Origin of the sequence: Bacteroides sp. AM32-11AC, assembly GCF_003603515.1 — a bacterium.
Taxonomy (GTDB): Bacteria; Bacteroidota; Bacteroidia; order Bacteroidales; family Bacteroidaceae; genus Bacteroides; species Bacteroides uniformis.
The window spans coordinates 129,706-152,212 of the sequence record NZ_QTNH01000004.1 but is presented as its reverse complement, the minus strand read 5'-3'; the positions used below and the strand labels follow the sequence as shown (position 1 = coordinate 152,212).

Here is a 22,507-nt window from a genome sequence, read left to right as displayed (position 1 = left end):
GTACTGAAAAAAAATTATAGCAGTTGCAGTTTGATGCCAAATGACAAGCTCAGATAATCCTTGGGTTTCAGATACTTGTTGGTGAAGGCGCTGACTACATATAGGTCACATGTACTTATTTCATAGAAGAAAGTGATTTCTTTGGCCGTGAACCGTCGTTGCGGGTCGATGTCGTAAGTGATGCGCTGTCCTAAGAATGCATGGATGCGTACCTTAGAGGAGAAACCATAATATCCTTTAGGGTAGCGTTCCGGTTCATTGACCCAGAATTCATCGCCGAATACCGTGTTCAGATACATACCGCAAGCCAGCGGTTCTACAGAAAAACGGCTCTGTTTTATTTGCAGGCTCCAGGGAAGGTAGTTCTGCTTGACAGTGAATGTCAGCTTGGTACGTTTGGAGTCATATTTGGGCAATACTCCGAAGAATACGTCTGTTTCCCATTGGTTTCTTCTGCCGTAATCCCATCCGGTACCGAATGACAGCAACCCCATATTGCCGGCAAACTGAATTTTGGTGTGCGTCGGAATCAAGGCCTCCCAATGCCTGCGGTAGCGGTGTACGCGGCGGTCATAACGGTTCTCTCTGGTCTGGCTTTCAATGACGGCATCCGGTTGCAGGTCCATCCATACGGTATCGTGTTCTATGATGAAGATGGTATCTCTCTCTTGTGAAAAAGCAGAAAAAGAGCATACCGACAAGAAGACGACGGCGCATGCCAGGTGATTAATAATATGCCACTTCGCGTTCATATCCGTCGGGGGTTATGGTGAATATATAGTAATTGCGGTTCTTCATGCAGTCGCTCATGTAATACATTATCCCATCTTCAAAGAGGTCTTTCTCGAAGCGATGGTGTTCGTGTGCGGATGTACAGAACTGCAGTCCGGGAAATTCCTTGATGTAACGCTGGAATACGTGTGCCACATTATTGTTGAACTCGTTGCAGAACGGGCGTATATGCATGGACACAACGGTTTTATCGAATTCCTCTTCATGGTCGCGTATCTGTGCGGCAAGAAACTCGAAGTCGGGAATGGGGCGGGAGTAGTCGAATTCGATGGCGTTGGTATTCAGGCAGACAAACTTTACCCGTCCTGCAATGAAGGAGAAATTGGGGTCTCCGAATATTGCACGATAAGTCTCTTCGCCCGTGCCCAGGCAGTCGTGATTGCCGAGAAGTACCACATAGGGTATCTTGAGTTTGTTCATAATGTCCCGTTGCCAAAGGAACTCGTCTGTTACACCGAAGTCACTGACGTCTCCGCCATGAATGACGAAATCTATGTCGTCCCGCTTGTTGAGGTGGCTTACAAAGTCGTCGGTCTCGTCATACCAGCGCTGGGAATCACCCATTGTTACGAACCGGATTGTTGTCTTGTTCTGGCAGTTCTGCTCTATTTGGGCAATGTTGTGGGCATTGACATCGGTTTCACCGCTGATGTGTACATCGTAAGGGTGATAATCTATCATGTCGCAGCCGGCTATAAGCAGGCATAGGAATGAAGGATATAAGAGTTTGGGGAATTTCATGTGCAGGTGCTTCATTTTACGTTTATACTCTATCTTTAGAAAACTGTGGGCAAAGGTAAAGTTTTCATTCTTATGGATTCTTTTCTAATTTTCCTTTTTTTTGTTCTATGAGGCTGAACAGAGATTCGGCCTCTGTCTAATTTTTAGACGGGAGTGTCTAAAAATTAGACACCTTTGTCTTCTTCTGAAATACGATATGCGCTGATAATCAGGTTTGTGTATTCTTTGGCACGCTTTCTGCAATATGAAAAGCAAGAAAATAAATCTAATAAACGATAAACGGAATGAAACAAATCTATTATGTAATTCAGACTTTACTGCGGGGACGCGGTTCGAATATCATCAAGGTCATTTCTTTGGGATTGGGATTGACGATGAGTATTCTGCTTTTCTCCCGCGTGGCATATGAACAGAGTTTTGACACTTGCTTTAAGGATTATGATAACTTGTATCAGGTATGGTCGATATTCTCGGTGAAAGGAGAGAAGTTTGAGCCTCAAGAGTGGAATTGCGGTCCCGTGGCAGGGGCCATTTTGGAGAACTTCCCCAAAGAGGTGGAGTCGGCGGTAAGTTTGAGCACGTCTATGGTATCTGCTCCCCTTTACAATGGAAGCGTGCGTCTTGATGACAGGAAGATTGCAGCCGATTCGCTGTTCTTCCGTACCATGGGTATCGACGTCCTGAACGGGAATCCCGAAAAGGACTTGGTGCAGAAGGATATTATTTTCTTGAGTGAACGCTTTGCAAGGAAAGTGTTCGGTGAGGAGAATCCTATAGGGAAAACGCTTAATTATGACCATCAGTTTGACCTGACGGTGAAGGGAATCTATGCCAATTTGCCTGAGAACGCCACAATCAATCCGGAAGCGGTTATCTCGATGCCTACCTTGTGGAGCCGCAACTGGAATAACTACTCGTGGAGCGGGGGAGACAGTTGGGTAGAGTTTATCCGTTTCCGTCCCGGTGCCGACAAATCTGTTGTCAATGCGCGTATTGATGCCATGATAGACAAATATCGCCCGGCAGAAGATAAGAAAGAGTACGGTTACACGGCTTTTGTGCAGCCCATCCGTGATACATACCGCAATTATGATGATGTGCAGCGGATGCGTGTCATCATGAGCATTCTTGGTTTTGCCATTCTTTTCATTGCGGCGTTGAACTATGTGCTGATTTCCATTTCCTCTATGAGCTACCGCGCCAAGTCGGTAGGCGTACATAAATGCAGCGGTGCGAGCGGTGGCACGGTTTTCAGCATGTTTTTGCTGGAAACGGGTATCATCATTGTGGCGGCATTGCTGCTGATGGCGTTGATAATGCTCAACTTCCGCGATTTTGTGGAAGACACGGTCGTTGTAAAGCTCTCCACCTTGTTGGCTCCGGAGCGTATCTGGGTACCGTTGTCGGTAGTGCTTCTGCTGTTTATAGTGGGAGGCGTATTGCCGGGCCGGCTCTTTGCGCGTATTCCCGTATCGCAGGTGTTCCGCCGCTATACCGAGGGGAAGAAGGGCTGGAAGCGTCCGTTGCTGTTTGTCCAGTTTGCAGGCGTGGCATTCATTAGTGGATTGATGTGTGTGGTGATGTCGCAATACCAGTATGTACTGAAAAAGGATATGGGGTATAATCCCAAGCAGATAGCCATAGGCAATGCCTACTGGGATAATGAAGCGACGCGTGATGCGGCTTATCAGTTCTTCAAGGGATTGCCCTACGTGGAAGCGGTGTCCAGCGCCAACAGCACGCCCATTAGCGGATATAGCGGTTCGATGATTCATAGTGAGAGCGGGCAGGCACTGTTCTCTTGTCGTTCTTCTTATTTCATGCGCGAGGACTTTCCTGCTTTGATGGGCATGACTATGAAGACGGGACGTATGGCGCGCGATAAAGAGGAAGTCGTGGTGAACGAGACCTTTGCCGAGATGATGCGTTGGGGAGACGACGTCGTGGGCCGTACGGTATATACCGAAGGGAATACATTCAAGGTCGTAGGGCAGTTGAAGGATTTCCAGATAGAGAGTTTCAGAACCGAGAAGATGCCTTTCATAGCCCGGGGAAACAAGAATTTTTATGGAACGGTACATGTCCGTTTGAAAGAACCCTTTACCGAAAATCTGCAGAAGCTGAACCACGATGTAGCCGAGGCTTTCCATGACCAGACTATTGACTTTACCGGCTATGAGAAAAGAATAGAGAATAGTTATAATTCTGTCCGTGTATTCCGCAATGCCACCTTGATGGCGGCAGTGACCATGTTCTTCATCATGCTGATGGGGCTGATTGGGTATACCACCGATGAGGTGCGCCGCCGCAGCAAGGAGATTGCCATCCGCAAAGTGAACGGCGCAGAGGCTTCTGGCATCTTGGAAATGTTGTCAAGGGATATACTCGTTGTGGCAGCTCCGGCAGTTGTCATCGGTACGGTATTGGCATGGTATGTCAACGGAATGTGGATGGAACAGTTCGCGGAGCGTATTCCCGTCAGTTGGGCAGTATACGTACTGGTAGTGATGGCCAATTTGGTGATTATCGTAGCCTGCGTACTTTGGAAGTCCTGGCGGATAGCGAACGAGAACCCGGTAAACAGCATTAAGAGCGAATGATAATAATATTAATACATAGAATATCATGATTGAAATTAACAACATCAGCAAAGTATTCCGTACTTCGGAAGTAGAGACAGTAGCATTGAACCACGTCAGCCTCGATGTAAAGGAGGGGGAGTTTGTAGCCATTATGGGACCGTCAGGTTGCGGCAAGTCCACCTTGCTGAACATCCTCGGGCTGCTGGACAATCCTACGGAGGGCAGTTACAAGCTGCTCGGTCAGGAAGTAGCGGACTTGAAGGAAAAGGAACGTACCCGTGTGCGCAAGGGCAAGCTGGGATTCGTGTTCCAGAGCTTCAACCTGATAGACGAACTGAACGTCTACGAGAATGTGGAACTTCCCCTTACGTACCTCGGCGTGAAGGCAAGTGAGCGCAAACGCATGGTAGAGGATATTCTGAAGCGGATGAACATCAGCCACCGTGCCAAACACTTCCCGCAACAGCTTTCCGGCGGTCAGCAGCAGCGTGTGGCGATAGCCCGTGCGGTCGTAACCAATCCCAAGCTGATACTCGCCGATGAGCCTACCGGTAACTTGGACTCCAAGAACGGAGCTGAGGTGATGAATCTGTTGACAGAACTGAATAAAGAGGGTACTACGATTATTATGGTGACCCACAGCCAGCACGACGCCTCGTTTGCACACCGCACGATACATCTTTTCGACGGTAGTGTGGTGGCAAGTGTGGCAGCGCAGGATTTGTAACAGACTTTTAAAACAACTTCCATGAGACAACTATATTACACTCTTCAGACACTGATACGAGGAAAAGGCTCCAACCTCATCAAGATTATTTCCTTGGGACTGGGGTTGGCAGTCAGTATCCTCATTTTTTCCCGTCAGGCATTCGAGCTCAATTATGATACCTGCTACAAGGACCATGAACGTTTGTGTCTTGTCAAAACAGTATGGTATTACAACAACGAGTATCATCCTTCGCATATAACTCTTGGACCGGTGGCTGGTACCATTGCCGAAAACCTGCCTGACGAGGTGGAGAGTGTTACCGTCACCCAGCAATGGTGGAGCAATTCGGCTTGGTTTGCCAATGAACGCCGTTTCCAGACCAATGCCATGACGGCCGATTCTTGTTTCTTTGCCACTATGGGCATTGATGTTGTCAGTGGAGACCCTCGCGAGCTGAATAATCCGGAGGTGGTCTTCATCAGCAGGGAGCTGGCCGGCAGCATGTTTGCCGATAAGAATCCCATCGGGCAGACGGTGGTCTATAACAAACAGATGCCAATGACCGTGAAGGGCATTTTTGAAGATTTTCCCGAAAACTCCAGTTTCTATGGAAGTGGTGTCGTGATGTCTCTGGCTACCTCCTTCAAGCATCATTGGGGATACTGGGGGTGGGGAGGTGGAGACAGCTATATGTCCTTTGTCCGTCTGCGCCCGGGGGTGCAATTGGACGATGTGAACACCCGAATAGAGAAACTTGCCGAGCAGGTGCGCAAGAGCGATGATGTGTTTATCAGTCTGGTTCCGATAAAGGACTACCGTATGGAATTTGGTATCAGTACCATGCGTATGGTATGGATTCTGTTGACGCTGGGAACCGCCATACTTTTTATTGTGGCGATGAATTATGTGCTTATTTCCATCTCAGCCATGAACCGTCGTGCCAAAGCTATAGGCGTACATAAATGTAGTGGGGCAAATACGGGAACTATTTTCGGTATGTTCTTATGGGAGACCGGAGTCATCATGCTTTCTTCCTTGCTGCTTGTAGCGCTGCTTCTATTTAATTTCCGTGAGCCGTTGGAGGACATGCTCGACGTTAGTCTTGCCGGTCTTTTCTCTTGGGAAAACATTTGGGCACCGCTTTCAGTGATAGTCATTTTGTTTATGATAGGCGGCATGTTGCCCGGGCAGCTTTTTGCCCGCATTCCGGTGACGCAGGTTTTCCGCCGGTACACCGAAGGCAAGAAAGGCTGGAAACGTCCGCTCTTGTTTGTGCAGTTTGCCGGTACCTCTTTTATTTTCGGCTTGTTGGGGCTGGTGCTTATGCAGAGCCATTACATCACCAATAAAGAACGTGGATTCGATTACCACCGGGTGGCTTATGCTTCGGGCGTATCCTTTGACTCGGATGCGGAAAGCGATGCAAATCGTAGTGTGATGCTTTCTTTGCCTTATGTGGAAGATGGAGCTTGTAGCGGTAATCTTCTTACAGACGGATTGAGTGGAGAAGGGGTTACGACTGATAACGGGCAGTGGATGAGCATGCGTTGGGTGGAATTTGGCAAGGACTATGCCCCGTTTATGAAGTTGGAATTTGCGGAAGGCAAGAATATGGATGCCCCTGGGCAGATATTGGTCAATGAAACATTTTTGAAAATGATGCATTGGGAAGATAAACCGATAGGCAGGCAAGTGCGCAACGGCGATCGCATAGCGGGCAATATTGTAGGTGTACTGAAAGACTTTGCCACATCCAATGCCGCTTATGTGGCGGTGCAACCTATGTATGCAACTTATCTTGACCGATTTTCCGGAAACATCCAATTACGTCTGAAAGAGCCTTTTGACGATAACCTCAAGCGTTTGAACGAAGACATGGAAAAGCTGTTTCCCACCCGTGACATTGTATTTTCCTCGTTCCAAAAGGTCATTGACGACCAGAACAGTACCGTCACGGATTTCCGTAATGCAGCTTTACTGGCTGCCATAACCATCCTTTTTGTTACGTTAATGGGGTTGATTGGCTACATCAATGACGAGATACAACGCCGCAGCAAGGAAATTGCCATCCGCAAGGTGAATGGTGCGGAAGCGTCATCCATTCTCCGGCTTTTCTCGAAGGATATATTCTGGATATCCTTGCCGGCCGTTTTTCTTGGAGGGCTGGGAGCCTGGTATATAGGCGGTGTCTGGATAGAGCAGTTTGTGGAGGGAGTGGATTTTGGTATCTGCGGATTCTTGCTTATTGCATGCATTGTACTATTGCTCATCATCGGTTGTGTAGTATTCAAGGCATGGCGGATTGCCAATGAGAATCCGGTAGACAGTATCAAGAGTGAATAAAGAATAACTTCAGGAAATTATGAGGCGGCACATTTATTATACATTACAAAGCTTGTTGCACAAGCAAGGTTCCAATGCCATTAAGATTGTATCTTTGGCATTGGGACTGCTGATGTCTGTATTTCTATTTGCACGGATTGCATTCGAGTTGAGTTTTGATAACTTTTATCATGATTCGGATAACCTTTATATTGTGAAGACGGGTTGGTTGAAAAATGGAGTGTTGGAAGGTAACGAAAGTCGCTTTACCATCATTCCGATTCCGGCTGCCATTGCCGAAGAGTTTCCGGAACAAGTGGAAAGTAGCACAGTGAGCTGTTCTCTTTTTGATAATAGTTTCCAGTTGGGTGAGCGCCAATTAGATATGTCCACGGTGATGGCAGATACACTTTATTTTTCTGTACTCGGTTTGGAGATGATAGAAGGCAATCCACAGGATTTGGCGGGTCCGGATGTCGTATTCCTTTCTGCCAAGTCAGCAAAGGAGGCCTTCGGTGACGAAAATCCGATAGGGAAAACACTGCGTTATGATTTTTGGGGATATCAGACTACACTGCTCGTGAAGGGTATCTTTGCCGATATTCCGTTGAACACTTCTTTGGAGAGGCGTCCAGAGGCAATCATTTCCTTTCCTACTATAGGGCGGCATCTGAAGTGGAACCTAGGTTGGCAAAGCGGCGGAAACTACGACGGTTATCTCAGGCTGCGCAGCCCGCAGGATGCTGATTGGCTGAATGAGCGTATGTCCATAGCTATTGCCCGTCATATTCCACCGGAAAGTGGTTTAGAATTGAGCGTACGTATTGTCCCTATCCATAATCTGCATGTCGAGACTCCTCAAGTACGGAAGATGATTTGGATTATGTTCTTCCTGGGTATCGTGCTGCTTTTTACGACCGCATTGAATTATGTACTCGTTTCCGTGGCTTCGCTGACACAGCGTGCCAAGGCCATCGGTGTACACAAATGCAGCGGTGCTTCGGGAAGTAGCATCTTTTCCATGTTCATGGTAGAGACTGCTATAGTAGTAGGGCTTGCCTTGCTGCTCATTGGACTGCTGGTGTATATTTTCCACGAAAAAATGGAAGAATTGGCAGCTGTACCTCTCAGTGCTCTTTTTGACTGGCAGAATCTTTGGGCACCATTGTCGGTGATACTGTTACTGTTTATTTTAGGTGGTTGCCTGCCTGCCATGCTTTTCGCTCGTATTCCGGTGACACAAGTGTTCCGCCGCTACACTTCCGGGCGTCGTGGCTGGAAACGGGTACTGCTTTTTGTTCAGTTCATCGGAGCGGCATTCATTCTGGGGATGATGCTGATGGTCGTTTCACAGTACAGTTATGTAACGACGCGTGACCGTGGTTGGCGTCCTGAACGTGTGGCATATACCACCCAGCGGGAAGTGGATGGCAATAGCCTGCGTAGTCTTGTCGGCAGTTTGCCTTATGTGGAAGGGGTTGCTTCGGCAGAACGCCCTATATTGTGGTTCGGTTCTAACCAGCCAATTCTTGACAATCAGGGTAACGAGCTTTTCTATCCTCGTAATACTTGGTTCGACAGTGATTTTCTTCCTTTCATTGGTCTGAGACTGAAAGAGGGGCATAACTTGACGGGAGAAGGTCAGTTGCTTGTCAACAGTGTCTTTTGTGAGAAGATGAATTGGACAGACAGCCCCATAGGCAAGCGGGTGAATGATTATGGCACTGTTGTCGGGCTGTTAGACAGTTTCAGTTTTGCCGATATGCCCAACGATAATTTGCCGGTGATGGTGGAATGGACGGGGAAGACAGCTGCCACCCTGCATGTTCGCCTCAAAGAGCCATTGGATGAAAATCTCGCCCGCCTCAATGAAGAGATGCATCGGATTTATCCTCAGAAAAGCCTCGTATTCCGTTCGGTGGAGCAGGAAATGCGCAGTTATGCCGAGTCTGTACGGGTATTTCGTGATGTCACCCTGCTGGTTTCATTGACCATACTCTTTATCATTCTGATGGGACTGATAGGCTATGTGAATGATGAAATCCGCCTGCGTTCAAAAGAGATTGCCATTCGTAAAGTGAATGGAGCGGAGACGGAAAGTATTTTGCTGTTATTGTCAAGAGATGTGCTTTGGCTGGCCATTCCGTCTGTCACCATAGGTATTGGGGGAGCATGCCGGGCCGGAAAGCTTTGGGCGAGCCAGTTCTCTGATGTTGTGCCATTCCCTATAGGCGGATATATTCTTGTAGGTTGTCTGTTGCTGTTGTTTATCGTTGCTACCGTGGTATTGAAGGCATGGTGCATTGCCAATGAAAATCCGGTAAAGAGCATCAAGAGCGAATAAAGTTGCCGCAACATACATCATGCGTTTGGGGTAGACAGACCATCTGTTTGGGGCGAATAGATGATGTGTTTGGGCTGAATGAATGATATATTTTCGAACAATTTATTTGTTATAACATAAAATGCAATATTTGCAGTAGAATAAATCACTTTCACCTCGCTTTTTCGGTAATTCCTGTGGGTAATCTCTTTACATATATCCACAATGCCACCGCTGCCGTTACAAAAGCAAAGAAGTCCGATACCGGCATACATATCCAGATGCCGTCCAGCCCAAAGTAATGTGGGAATATCAGTAGTCCCGGCAACAGATACAGTAATTGGCGTGTCAGCGATAAGAAGATGCTGATTTTCGCTTTCCCGATGCTTTGGAAGAAATTGCCAATGACAATCTGTGCGCCTACCAGCGGGAATATGGCTACGGCAATGCGTACGCCTCTGGAAGCAATATCTATCAACTCTTCATCACTGGTAAAGATGGCAGATATGGCATGGGGGAACAATTCGCAGATAAGGAAGCCGGTACTGGTGATACATACTCCGGCAATGATGGTCAGGCGCAGGGTAGCCTTCACACGGTCGTGCTTTTGCGCACCGAAGTTATAGCCTACAATCGGTTGCATTCCCATCGTCAGCCCCAATACAATCATTACATAGAGTACCAGCAGTCGGTTGATAATGCCATATGCCCCGATGGCCATATCGCCTCCGTACTGTTGGAGGCTGTTGTTTACGATAATCACAATGACACATGCCGTGACGTTCATCAGGAACGGTGACATACCGATGGATAATATACTACTGATGATACGTTTCTTCATCTTCCAGAACCCCCGTTGCAGACGTACCACACTTGTCTTTTGCAGGAAATGGCTCACTACCCACACCATGCCGATGAACTGCGAGATGACCGTTGCCGTTGCAGCTCCCCGTATTCCCCAGTCAAATTGGAAGATGAAAATGGGAGCGAGGATTATGTTGCAGACTACCGTTACCATAGACGTGAGCATCGCTTTCTTGGGATATCCCGTGGCACGCATGATATTGTTTAGGCCAATCATGGTATAAGTGACGGGGGTACCCAGTAATATCACCTGCATAAAGTCGCGGGCATATGGCAACGTATCATTGCTGGCACCGAAGAAGCGCAGGATGTCATCCAGAAAGATGAATGAAACACTGCCGAATATGAATGCGTTGACCAGGCAGAACATCAGTGTGTTTCCCAATACTTCCGTTGCTCCGTCCAGGTCTTTCTGTCCCAACCGGATGGACGAAATGGTGGAGCCACCTGCCGATACCATCGTACAGAAAGCCACGACCAGATTCATCAGAGGGAAAGTAATGGCGAGTCCGGCAATGCCCATAGGACCTACGCCATGACCGATGAAAATGCTGTCGATGATGTTGTACAACGAAGTAATCGTCATGCCTATAATGGCCGGAATGGAGTACTGCACAAGCAGTTTGCCAATACGTTCGGTTCCTAATATATGCGCGTTGTTCATTTGATATGAGTCAATTAAGGAGCACAAAGGTATAAAATATTTGTTTGATTCGCAGATTATTCCCACCTTTGTACGCTATAATGTTTTGGTATTAACAGATTTAGGTAAAAGAAAGTTTATGGACACAACAAAAGCAACCGCCGTACTTTTTGATTTTGACGGCGTGGTGGTAGACACGGAAACACAGTACAGTCACTTCTGGCATGAAATGGGAAAGCAGTATTTGGGTATGGATGATATTGAAGGCAGGGTGAAGGGCCAGACGCTGGTCTATATTTATGATACCTTTTTTCCGGGTATGGCGAAGGAACAAGCCGAAATTACCGAACGGCTGAACCGCTTTGAACAGGAAATGTCATTCGACTTTATTCCCGGAGTGCTTGACTTCATTGCCGACCTACACCGGAATGGGGTGAAGACTGCCGTAGTGACCAGCTCCAACGAAGCGAAGATGGCAGCTGTCTATCGGGTTCATCCCGAAATAAAGACTCTTTTCGACCGTATCCTTACGGCCGAGATGTTTACGGCTTCCAAGCCTGCACCGGATTGTTTTCTGTTGGGTATGGAGGTTTTCGGCACAACTCCCGACACCACATATGTATTCGAGGATTCTTTCAACGGGCTGAAAGCCGGCATGGCTTCAGGAGCTACCGTTATAGGGTTGGCAACCACCAATTCCCGTGAAGACATAGCTCCGTTGTGTCATTATGTATTGGATGACTTTCAGGGATTCACTTACGATAAATTAACTCAATTGCACAAGTAATCAGAAAAAGGATTACCTTTGCGCCGAAAATTAAATTGAGTAATTGTAAATTGTAAATTGCCAAATTGTAAATACTATCATGGGTTATATTTCAGACGACACTCGTAAAGTGACTACACATCGCCTTATCGAAATGAAACAGAGAGGCGAAAAAATATCAATGTTGACATCATACGACTATACTATGGCGCAGATTGTGGACGGTGCCGGGGTAGACGTGATTCTGGTGGGAGATTCCGCTTCCAATGTAATGGCAGGCAATGTCACCACGCTTCCCATCACGCTCGACCAGATGATTTATCATGGCAAATCCGTGGTTCGCGGTGTGAAGCGTGCCATGGTCATTGTCGACATGCCTTTCGGCTCTTATCAGGGCAACGAACTGGAGGGATTGGCTTCCGCTATCCGTATTATGAAAGAAAGCCATGCCGACGCCCTCAAACTGGAGGGAGGCGAGGAAATCATCGGTACGGTGAAGCGTATCCTCAGCGCCGGTATTCCCATCATGGGACATCTCGGACTGATGCCCCAATCCATCAACAAGTATGGAACATATACGGTCCGTGCCAAGGATGATGCCGAAGCCGAGAAACTGGTACGCGATGCGCATTTGCTGGAAGAAGCCGGATGCTTCGGACTGGTATTGGAGAAGATTCCTGCCGCATTGGCTGCCCGCGTGGCAAGCGAGCTGACTATACCCGTTATAGGCATCGGTGCCGGTGGCGATGTGGACGGCCAGGTGTTGGTGGTTCAGGATATGCTGGGTATGAATAACGGTTTTCGTCCCCGTTTCCTGCGTCGCTATGCCGACCTGCATACAGTGATGACGGATGCCATCAGCCGTTATGTATCCGATGTGAAGAATTTAGATTTCCCGAATGAGAAAGAACAGTACTAACAAACTCATGACACTCAATTTTTGGCGGATGTGTACGGCAAATCTGTTGCTGTTCATATCCGTCTATATGCTTTTCCCTTTGCTTCCTTTTGTGATGGGAGAGCAGTTGGGTGTTTCCGTCGGGCAAGCGGGCAGCATGTTTCTGGTCTTTGTGGTGGCCATGTTTGCTGTCGGTCCTTTCCATGCCTATCTGGTCGATGAATATAAAAGGAAACACGTGCTCCTTTACTCCGCACTCATTATGCTGGCGGCTGTTCTGGGATATGCCTTTGTGGATGGTTATACGAAATTTCTGCTGCTTGCCGCTGTGCAGGGAGCATGTTTCGGGCTGGCAACCACAGCGGGCATTACGGTGGCCATCGACATAACGACTTCCGCGCGCCGCAGCGCAGGAAACATGGTATATGCATGGGCTGCACGCTTGGGCATGCTGGTGGGTGTTGTGTTGGGCATTGGAATGTATAAGATGTATGGTTTCCGTATGGTGACCTATCTGTCCGTAGCGGCCGGACTGGCTAGCATATTTTTCGCATCGAGGGTATATGTGGCTTTCCGTGCTCCGATAGGCGTGTCGTTGTGCAATATGGACCGCTTCTTATTGCCGCGTGCATGGATACCTGCCATCAATATGCTACTGATTGCTTTTGTACCGGGAGCGTTGCTGCCACTGATGTTTGTGGGCGATTACTGGTCATTGGCGGCATTGGCTGTATTGGTGTTCATTACAGTCCCGTTCATGAAGATGTTCGTCAAGCTGTCGCACCATTGCCAGCGTGGAACGGCAAACACCACTTGTCATTTGTCTATGGAGGCAGGGCTGCTGGTGGGCATGACTGTGGCTTGCCACCTGATGGACAAAGCGCAGATATACCATGTGGCGTCTGTTGCTGCTATGCTTGCCGTATTTTTCTTTGTACTGCTGACCTATCCTTATTATAAGAAGAAGCGGGTGAGGTAAGGGATAAATACAATCAATCCTATAATGGCCGCCGTTGCAGCACATACCAGTACTGCTCCGGCGGCTATGTCTTTTACTTGCCCTGCCACGGGATGCTGTTGGGGAGACACCAGGTCGACCAGCTTCTCAATGGCGGTATTGAACAGTTCGGCTGCTATCACCACTCCGATGCAGAGAATGATTATCATCCACTCCATGCGGGTAATGCCTAAAACGAATCCTGCAATGACTACCACAGCCGTAGCTATCAGATGGAAGCTCAGGTTCTGTTCTTTTCCTATGCAACACCGGATACCTTTCCAGGCATATCCGAAACTGCGCAACTGCTTTTTAAAGTCGTACTTCATGGATTATAGTTGTTGCTTAATTCCTTGAAACCTGTTTCACTCCCTTTACTGTTCTCAGTTTCTTGACAAGTGCTTCCAGATGTCCCGTATCGCTCACCATGATGGTCAGTGTTCCGGAGAACAGCCCGTCATGCGAGTCAATGCCGATGCTTCTCAAAGTAATACCCGTTTCTTTGGAAATGATGGAAGTGATGTTGGTCACGATGCCGATGTCATCGTGTCCCACTACGCGCAGGGTGATGGGGTACTGTGTACCTTGTGACTTTCCGGCCCAGCGTGCCTTCACGATACGGTAGCCGAAACGTGAGTGCAAATCACTGGCATTGGGACAATCGCAACGGTGTATCTTGATACCTCCCGTCACACTGACAAAGCCGAATACATCATCTCCATAGATGGGATTGCAGCAGCGTGCCAACTTGAAATCCAATCCTTTCAGATTTTGATCAATGACCAGTACATCTTCTTTGGTACCTATCTCTTCCGGTATGCCTTGTTGAAGGTTATAGCCTTCAGCACTGCGGTAGACAATATCGTCGCGCGTATCATTTTCCCGTCTTTGCTGTTCCTGGTATTTGTCTATAATCTCGTTGACATCCAGTTCTTCATCGGCTATGGCTTGATAGAAGTCGGTCACTATCTTGAAACCGAGGCGCTTGATGAGGCGCATCATGGTTCCTTCATCATACTCTATCTTCCGGTTCTTGAACTTGCGTTCCAGGGTTTCCTTAGCGAAGGCGTGCTGGCGTGCAGCCATTTCCTTCAATGCCTGGCGTATTTTGGTGCGTGCCTTGGAGGTGGTTACGATGTTCAGCCAGTCCTGCTTGGGCGTCTGCGTATTCGATGTCATTATCTCCACCTGGTCACCGCTATGCAGCATTTGCTTCAGCTGTACATTCTTGCCGTTCACTTTTGCACCGATACATTTGCAGCCCAGTTTGCTATGGATGTGGAACGCAAAATCGAGCACGGTGGAGCCTTTGGCAAGTTTGAACAAATCACCTTTGGGGGTAAATACAAATACCTCGTCTTCGTACAAATCCAGTTTGAACTGGTCCATCGTTTCCAGTCCGTTGCTGTCCGAGCTCTCTAAGGCTTCGCGTACGGAAGTCAGCCATTCGTCAAGACCAGATTCACCTTTCACTCCTTTGTATCGCCAATGGGCGGCCAGGCCTCGTTCGGCAATATCATCCATGCGTTCGGTACGTATTTGTACTTCCACCCATTTGCCTTCGGGGCCCATCACGGTGATGTGCAGTGATTCATATCCGTTGCTTTTAGGTACGGACAGCCAGTCGCGTAGCCTTTTCGGGTTAGGCTGGTACATATCTGTTACGATGGAGTAGGCCTGCCAACATTCCAGTTTCTCCTTTTCCAGGCAAGAGTCCAGGATGACGCGGATGGCGAACAGGTCATACACGCCTTCGAAGGGGCATTTCTGCTTCTTCATTTTCTGGTAGATGGAGTGGATGGACTTGGTGCGTCCTTTAATATGGAACTTCAGTCCGGCTTCTTCGAGCTTCTTCTGTACCGGTGCAATGAAGGCGGCAATGTACTTGTCACGCGATGCCTTGGTCTCATTCAGTTTTTCCTTGATATGGTAGTAAACTTCCTTTTCTGTATATTTCAATGAGAGGTCTTCCAGTTCCGACTTCAATTTGTACAGACCCAGCTTATGGGCAAGGGGCGCATAGAGATAAGCCGCTTCGTTGGCTACCTGCCGACGGGCTTCATCGTTCTTGCAATCCTTTATCTGCCGCATGATGTTTACGCGGTCGGCAATCATGATGAGAATGACACGCATGTCTTCGGCGAAAGTCAGCAACAAGTTGCGGAAATTCTCGGACTCGATGGTAGGGCTTTTGGAATAAAGTTCGTTTACACGTATCAATCCCCGGATGATGCCTGCCACATCCTCGCCATAGATTTGCTCCACTTCCAGAGCGGTGCAAGTGCCGCAGCGCACGGAGTCGTGCAGCATGAGCCCCAGGATAGAAGCACGCTTCATTCCGATTTCTTCCGCTACAATGACAGCCGTCTGCATATCTTTGATGACGGGATTCAAACCGAATATATCACGCTGGATACGGTTGTTCTGTATAGTATTGACAAGATGTGTTTTCAGCTTTTTGCAGTCCCCCTTCTGGAGGGTTTCTCCGGAAAGTTGCAACAGTTTGCGGTAGAGCGAGAAGAGTAAATCTTTCTCTTTGATAGTGAAAAATTCATCAGTTTCCATAATCGTCCGTATTTTATGCTTCAAAGGTAAGTTTTTTCTTCATTTTCTTGACGGCAGTTCTGCTTTTTTTGTATTTTTGGGCATGAATTAATAAAACAAGATATTATGATAACACCGCAAGACAAAGAGTTGCTCGAAAATAAAGGCATCTCCGAAGAACAAATAGCCGAACAGTTGGCTTGTTTCGAAAAAGGTTTTCCATACTTGAAGCTGTCTGCCGCCGCTTCTGTAGAAAAGGGTATACTGGCTCCGGATACGGATGAACAGAAGAAATACCTGGATGCCTGGGAGGCATATACACAAACCGATAAAGTGGTGGTGAAGTTTGTGCCTGCTTCGGGTGCTGCCAGCCGTATGTTCAAGAACTTGTTTGAATTTCTCGGGGCAGACTATGACACTCCCCAGACAAACTTTGAAAAGACTTTCTTTGAGAAAATAGAGAAGTTTGCCTTCTATGATGACTTGAATACCGCTTGCCAGAGGACTGCCGGAAAGGATATACCGACTTTGGTTGCCGCTGGAAACTACAAGGCGGTTGTTGCTGCCTTACTCGAAGGGGCCGGACTGAACTATGGTGCTCTGCCCAAAGGATTGCTTAAGTTCCATAAGTATGAAGACGGTAGCCGCACGCCGCTGGAAGAGCACTTGGTAGAAGGAGCATTGTATGCTGCCAATAAGAACGGTAAGGTGAATGTGCATTTCACGGTTTCGCCCGAACATCGTGCCTTGTTCAAGGCTTTGGTAGACGAAAAGGCTGCCGCTTATGCAAAGAAGTATGGGGTGGATTATAACATCTCTTTTTCGGAACAGAAGCCGAGCACCGATACCATTGCCGCCGATATGGAAAACAAACCCTTCCGCGACAATGGCAAATTGTTGTTCCGTCCCGGCGGTCATGGCGCCTTGATTGAAAACTTGAATGACCTTGATGCGGATATTATCTTCATAAAGAATATAGACAATGTGGTACCCGACAAGCTGAAAGGTGACACCGTATTATATAAGAAACTGATTGCCGGTGTGCTGGTAGCGTTACAGCAGAGAGCGTTTGCTTATCTGCAGTTGCTTGACAGCGGGAAGTATACACACGAGCAAATTCTTGAAGTTCTGCAATTCCTGCAGAAACAACTCTATTGCAAGAATCCGGAGACAAAGAATCTGGAAGATGCCGAGTTGGTTATATATCTGAAAGAGAAGCTGAACCGTCCGATGCGTGTTTGCGGTATGGTGAAGAACGTAGGCGAACCGGGCGGAGGTCCGTTCTTGGCATACAACAGTGACGGTACTATCTCTCTGCAGATTCTGGAAAGTTCGCAGATTGATATGGACGACCCGGAAAAGAAGGAAATGTTTGAAAAAGGTACCCATTTCAATCCGGTGGATTTGGTTTGCGCCGTACGTGACTATAAAGGACATAAGTTCAATCTTGTGAAGTATGTGGATAAAGCGACGGGGTTCATCTCCTATAAGTCCAAGAACGGCAAGGACCTGAAAGCGCTTGAACTTCCCGGTTTGTGGAACGGAGCCATGAGTGATTGGAACACAGTATTTGTAGAAGTGCCTCTGACTACATTCAATCCGGTAAAGACGGTGAATGACTTGTTGAGAGACCAGCACCAATAAGAGGATTTACTATTAGACGATTTACGATGTACGATTGGGATTGCTTTGGCTTGTGGCGGTTTATTGTCTAAAGTAACTCTAATCGTACATCGTACGTCGTCAAATCGTAAATATATAAAATTGTAAATAAAAGAATTGATGAAAAAGATTTTATTGTTAGGTTCCGGTGAGTTGGGCAAGGAGTTTGTTATTTCTGCCCAACGTAAGGGCCAGTATATCATTGCTTGCGACTCGTATGCCGGAGCGCCTGCCATGCAAGTGGCAGATGAATGTGAGGTATTCAGCATGCTCGATGGAGATGCTTTGGAACGTGTAGTACGCAAACACCAGCCGGATATTATTGTTCCGGAAATTGAGGCTATCCGTACGGAACGTCTGTATGATTTCGAGAAAGAAGGCATTCAGGTAGTGCCCAGTGCACGCGCCGTGAACTTTACCATGAACCGTAAAGCCATACGTGACCTTGCAGCTAAAGAGCTGGGATTGAAGACTGCTAAATATTTTTATGCCAAATCTTTGGATGAACTGAAAGCTGCTGCTGAAAAGATAGGTTTCCCGTGTGTGGTGAAACCGCTGATGTCCTCTTCCGGTAAAGGCCAGTCTCTCGTAAAGAGTGCCGACGAACTGGAGCATGCCTGGGAGTATGGCTGTAATGGTAGCCGTGGAGACATCAAAGAACTTATCATTGAAGAGTTCATCAAGTTCGACAGTGAGATAACACTGCTCACCGTAACACAGAAGAATGGTCCGACCTTGTTCTGCCCGCCTATCGGCCATGTACAGAAGGGTGGGGACTATCGTGAAAGCTTCCAGCCTGCCCATATTGACCCTGCCCATCTAAGGGAGGCGCAGGATATGGCAGAGAAAGTGACCCGTGCCTTGACCGGTGCCGGATTGTGGGGAGTGGAATTCTTTCTCAGCCATGAGAACGGTGTCTATTTCTCCGAACTCTCTCCACGTCCGCACGATACGGGTATGGTAACCCTGGCCGGAACCCAGAATCTGAATGAGTTTGAATTGCACTGTCGTGCGGTGCTTGGTCTGCCTATCCCTGGCATCAAGCAGGAGCGTATAGGAGCCAGTGCTGTCATCCTTTCTCCGATAGCCAGTCAGGAACGTCCCAATTATCGTGGCATGGAAGAGGTTACGAAAGAAGAGGATACTTATCTGCGTATTTTTGGTAAGCCTACTACCCGCGTAAACCGCCGTATGGGTGTAGTGCTGTGTTATGCACCTCTTGACAGTGATCTTGACACGCTGCGCGACAAAGCGAAGCGTATTGCTGATAGGGTAGAGGTATATTAATGATTAGTGATGAATGATTGGTGATTTGTTGATGAATGGATACCATCAACAAATCACCAATCGTCAGTATTAATCATTGAAAAAGAGTCCGGGATAAATCTCTCCTCCAAGTTCTGTTACATCGAGGCTTTGTAATAGTTTTCCATCCGGAGCATAGAACAGTTGGAATTCTTCATCGGAATTGTATTGTTCCACCTCAATTATTATCACTGTGGGATGTTTGGGAAAGGTGATGATTCTTATATCCCTTAATCTCATGCCGGTCATTGTACTGCTCATGAATGCTTCTGCCACGGGAGCTGGCACTTTTTCCAGTGACTCTACATCCGTTTCAGTCATAACCCACTCCGCTTGTTTATTGAACCAGACATCAATTTCCTGACCATCTGCAATAAATTCTGCTACGTAGCAACCGGCCATTTGCTCCCATTCCACATCCGTTGCTTGAGGATAGAGCGTTTGAAAAGCTGTTTGTATATTTGCAGGAAGACGTCCTTCCGCAAAAGCGGACACCGACAGCAAGGCAAGTAGTCCTGCCAGAATACAGAATTTGAACTTTTTCATAATCAAGGTTGTTTTGAGTTTTCTGTAAGAACAACCTTGTTGTATTTTTGTTTCCGGAAATCAGTATATTGGTTGATGCATTTTTAAATATCAGTGAACTGGCCTTTGTATACAAAAGTTTTTTCTCCGAAATCCACTTCCGGTAATACGGCATCTTCCTTGAATAATCCGTAAACAGATGACCCCGAACCACTCATGGAGGCATATACAGCTCCTTGCCGGTACATCTCTTCCTTGATTTCTCCAATAGCCGGGAATTGGGGGAATACGCTTTCTTCAAAGTCATTGACCATTCGTCCGTTCCATTCTTCTACGGGAAGTTGGGCAATTTCTTTCAGGGACATTTCCGGATGATGCGGTTTTATTTTTGCAAAGGCATCCCGTGTAGAGACGAAAATGTCCGGCTTCACCAACCATATCCGATATCCTTTCAGTGAGAGGGGAAGGGGAGAAAATATGTTTCCGATACCTTCTGCGTAAGTCGGACGGTTTTTGATGAAGAAGGCACAATCGGCACCCAGCTTGGCGGCATACTCTTCCAGAGTGTCATCCGGCAGTCCGAGTTCAAACTTATTATTCAGAAGCTTCAGCATGAAGGCTGCATCGGCCGAACCGCCACCCAGTCCGGCTCCCGAGGGAATATGCTTGAAGAGATGAATATCTACCGGAGGAAGGTTGAACCGGTCATCCAGTAACTTGTAGGCTTTCACTACCAGGTTACTCTCTGCTTCTCCCTCAATTTCCAGACCTGCTTGATGCAGACGGAACTTTCCGTTTCCTTCGTTCAAGATATTGATTTCCAAAGCATCTTCTATGGGAACCGGATAGAAAATGGTTTCCAGATTATGGTATCCGTCCGGACGCTTTTCTGTGATATTCAGTCCCAGGTTTATTTTGGCATTTGGAAAAGTCAGCATGGCGTTGAAAATTAAGAATTAATAATTTAAAATTAAAAGGAGAAGCTATTGGAGTGCAGCTTCCGAAGACAAAGTTAGTGATTTCTGTTCATAGTAGATTGAAAACTTAACAATGATTTATTTACTGCTTATAAATAAATTCGCTTATCTTTGCCATACGAGCGAAGATAGGCTGCACCTCAACATAACTTTTTCATGCAAGCATGAAAGTTATGTATTCGGTTTGCACTATCTTTGCTTTCCCTTTCTAAAAGGGAAATTCATTTAATTTTTAATTTTCAATTTTTAATTCTTAAAGTGGCAGAACAAAGAAGAACATCCCGTACTCCGAAAGGAAAGGCACCACAGCCCGTAACAGACTACGGACGTATCCAGCCGCAAGCGCCGGAGCTGGAAGAAGCTGTCTTGGGAGCCTTGATGATTGAGAAGGACGCTTATTCGCTGGTAAGTGAAATTCTTCGTCCGGAGTCATTCTATGAGCATAGACATCAGTTGATATATTCCGCTATTACCGATTTGGCCGTGAATCAGAAGCCGGTCGATATCCTCACCGTGAAGGAGCAACTTTCCAAGCGGGGAGAACTGGAGGAAGTGGGCGGACCGTTCTATATTACCCAACTCAGCAGTAAGGTGGCATCTTCTGCGCACATCGAATATCATGCCCGTATCATTGCACAGAAAGCATTGGCACGTGAACTGATAACTTTTACCAGCAATATCCAGAGCAAGGCTTTCGACGAGACGCTGGACGTGGACGATTTGATGCAGGAGGCCGAAGGAAAGCTGTTCGAGATTTCCCAGCAGAACATGAAGAAGGATTATACGCAGATTAATCCTGTCATTGCCGAAGCCTATGATTTGATTCAGAAAGCTGCTGCCCGTACCGATGGTTTGAGTGGTTTGGAAAGTGGTTATACCAAGCTGGACAAGATGACTTCCGGATGGCAGAAGTCCGACCTCATCATTATTGCAGCCCGTCCTGCCATGGGTAAAACGGCATTCGTGCTTTCCATGGCGAAGAACATTGCCGTGAATTTCCGTAATCCCGTAGCGCTGTTCTCGCTTGAAATGAGTAACGTGCAGCTGGTGAACCGTCTGATTTCCAATGTGTGCGAGATTCCGAGTGAGAAAATCAAGAGTGGCCAGTTGGCGGACTATGAATGGCAGCAGTTGGATTACAAACTGCGTGACTTGCTGGATGCTCCGCTTTATGTGGATGATACGCCTTCTTTGTCGGTATTCGAACTCCGTACGAAGGCACGGCGTCTGGTACGTGAGCACGGAGTGAAGATTATCATCATCGACTACCTTCAGCTGATGAATGCAAGCGGAATGTCTTTCGGTAGCCGTCAGGAAGAAGTTAGTACCATTTCGCGTTCATTGAAAGGTTTGGCCAAGGAGCTGAACATTCCTATCATCGCTCTGTCGCAGTTGAACCGTGGTGTGGAGAACCGTGAAGGCGAGGAAGGCAAGCGTCCCCAGTTGAGTGACCTTCGTGAATCCGGTGCCATCGAGCAGGATGCCGATATGGTGTGCTTCATTCACCGTCCCGAATATTACAAGATTTATACTTCTGCCGATGGCAGTGACTTGCGCGGTATGGCGGAAATCATCATAGCAAAGCACCGTAACGGTGCTGTGGGGGATGTGCGTCTGAGATTTATCGGACAGTACACCCGTTTCCAGAATCCGGAGGATGATATGGTTATCCCACCTCCGACGGAGGGTGGAGGAGCTACATTCGGTTCACGTATGAATGCGCCTATCGGAAGTACGGCAACACCGCCACCTCCATCGGCTGCTGATTTTCCGCCACAGACGGACAACCCGTTTGGAGGTGTGGGGTCGGACGGGCCATTACCTTTCTGATGTATTTTTATGGCTACACCCTTTGCC

At 47.5% G+C, this 22,507-nt stretch carries 17 protein-coding genes; 10 read left to right on the top strand and 7 right to left on the bottom strand.

Going from position 1 to position 22,507, the window contains the following annotated elements; genetic code table 11:
- Positions 1-14 precede the first annotated feature (14 nt).
- Together DW800_RS05840 and DW800_RS05835 are read right to left on the bottom strand one after the other, a co-directional pair.
- A complete protein-coding gene (locus tag DW800_RS05840; protein WP_005827685.1) occupies positions 15-752 on the bottom strand; it encodes a hypothetical protein in 738 nt (245 codons plus the stop codon).
- Complete coding sequence (locus tag DW800_RS05835; RefSeq protein ID WP_008664467.1) at positions 727-1,533, bottom strand: metallophosphoesterase family protein; 807 nt, start codon at positions 1,531-1,533, stop codon at positions 727-729. Before DW800_RS05835 ends, DW800_RS05840 begins: the two co-directional genes overlap by 26 nt.
- Positions 1,534-1,817: 284 nt before the next feature.
- Between DW800_RS05835 and DW800_RS05830 the strand changes: the two genes are divergently transcribed.
- The 4 genes from DW800_RS05830 to DW800_RS05815 are packed head-to-tail and all read left to right on the top strand — an operon-like array spanning position 1,818 to position 9,490.
- Entirely contained in the window at positions 1,818-4,133 is a 2,316-nt protein-coding gene (locus DW800_RS05830; protein ID WP_008664470.1) for an ABC transporter permease, read from the top strand.
- Between the two features lie 25 nt (positions 4,134-4,158).
- Positions 4,159-4,842 carry an ABC transporter ATP-binding protein gene (locus DW800_RS05825; RefSeq protein ID WP_008664472.1) on the top strand — a complete coding sequence of 228 codons (684 nt, stop codon included), beginning with the start codon at positions 4,159-4,161 and terminating at the stop codon, positions 4,840-4,842.
- Positions 4,843-4,863: 21 nt separating this feature from the next.
- Entirely contained in the window at positions 4,864-7,167 is a 2,304-nt protein-coding gene (locus tag DW800_RS05820; protein ID WP_008664474.1) for an ABC transporter permease, read from the top strand.
- A gap of 19 nt (positions 7,168-7,186) precedes the next feature.
- The gene (locus DW800_RS05815) at positions 7,187-9,490 is read left to right on the top strand and encodes an ABC transporter permease (protein ID WP_008664475.1); all 2,304 of its coding nucleotides are present in this window, start codon (positions 7,187-7,189) and stop codon (positions 9,488-9,490) included.
- Positions 9,491-9,641: 151 nt separating this feature from the next.
- Here the strand turns inward: DW800_RS05815 and DW800_RS05810 are convergent, their stop codons facing one another.
- Entirely contained in the window at positions 9,642-10,997 is a 1,356-nt protein-coding gene (locus tag DW800_RS05810; protein WP_005827703.1) for an MATE family efflux transporter, read from the bottom strand.
- Between the two features lie 118 nt (positions 10,998-11,115).
- On the opposite strand from DW800_RS05810, the gene DW800_RS05805 reads away from it, so the two are divergent.
- From DW800_RS05805 to DW800_RS05795, 3 genes are all read left to right on the top strand, one after another.
- Positions 11,116-11,763: an HAD family hydrolase gene (locus DW800_RS05805; protein ID WP_005827705.1), complete on the top strand. Its 648-nt coding sequence runs from the start codon at positions 11,116-11,118 to the stop codon at positions 11,761-11,763.
- 76 nt (positions 11,764-11,839) lie between these two features.
- On the top strand, positions 11,840-12,661 hold the full coding sequence (panB, locus tag DW800_RS05800; RefSeq protein WP_034523185.1) for a 3-methyl-2-oxobutanoate hydroxymethyltransferase: 822 nt from the start codon (positions 11,840-11,842) through the stop codon (positions 12,659-12,661).
- Entirely contained in the window at positions 12,642-13,619 is a 978-nt protein-coding gene (locus tag DW800_RS05795; protein ID WP_005827710.1) for an MFS transporter, read from the top strand. Before panB ends, DW800_RS05795 begins: the two co-directional genes overlap by 20 nt.
- Here the strand turns inward: DW800_RS05795 and DW800_RS05790 are convergent.
- Both DW800_RS05790 and DW800_RS05785 read right to left on the bottom strand, forming a co-directional pair.
- Complete coding sequence (locus DW800_RS05790) at positions 13,595-13,966, bottom strand: diacylglycerol kinase family protein (RefSeq protein ID WP_005827712.1); 372 nt, start codon at positions 13,964-13,966, stop codon at positions 13,595-13,597. The genes DW800_RS05795 and DW800_RS05790 overlap by 25 nt on opposite strands.
- Before the next feature lie 16 nt (positions 13,967-13,982).
- A complete protein-coding gene (locus DW800_RS05785) occupies positions 13,983-16,202 on the bottom strand; it encodes a RelA/SpoT family protein (RefSeq protein ID WP_005827714.1) in 2,220 nt (739 codons plus the stop codon).
- Between the two features lie 105 nt (positions 16,203-16,307).
- On the opposite strand from DW800_RS05785, the gene DW800_RS05780 reads away from it, so the two are divergent.
- On the top strand, positions 16,308-17,825 hold the full coding sequence (locus DW800_RS05780) for a DUF4301 family protein (RefSeq protein WP_119957893.1): 1,518 nt from the start codon (positions 16,308-16,310) through the stop codon (positions 17,823-17,825).
- A gap of 138 nt (positions 17,826-17,963) precedes the next feature.
- Positions 17,964-19,130 carry a formate-dependent phosphoribosylglycinamide formyltransferase gene (gene purT, locus DW800_RS05775; protein ID WP_005827720.1) on the top strand — a complete coding sequence of 389 codons (1,167 nt, stop codon included), beginning with the start codon at positions 17,964-17,966 and terminating at the stop codon, positions 19,128-19,130.
- Between the two features lie 69 nt (positions 19,131-19,199).
- Here purT and DW800_RS05770 read toward each other — a convergent pair whose 3' ends face one another.
- Both DW800_RS05770 and ispE read right to left on the bottom strand, forming a co-directional pair.
- Positions 19,200-19,694 carry a PepSY-like domain-containing protein gene (locus DW800_RS05770; protein ID WP_005827722.1) on the bottom strand — a complete coding sequence of 165 codons (495 nt, stop codon included), beginning with the start codon at positions 19,692-19,694 and terminating at the stop codon, positions 19,200-19,202.
- Between the two features lie 83 nt (positions 19,695-19,777).
- Complete coding sequence (ispE, locus tag DW800_RS05765; protein WP_016273799.1) at positions 19,778-20,611, bottom strand: 4-(cytidine 5'-diphospho)-2-C-methyl-D-erythritol kinase; 834 nt, start codon at positions 20,609-20,611, stop codon at positions 19,778-19,780.
- 297 nt (positions 20,612-20,908) lie between these two features.
- Here ispE and dnaB point away from each other — a divergent pair, with 297 nt between their 5' ends.
- Entirely contained in the window at positions 20,909-22,480 is a 1,572-nt protein-coding gene (dnaB, locus tag DW800_RS05760) for a replicative DNA helicase (RefSeq protein ID WP_008664493.1), read from the top strand.
- Positions 22,481-22,507 lie beyond the last annotated feature (27 nt).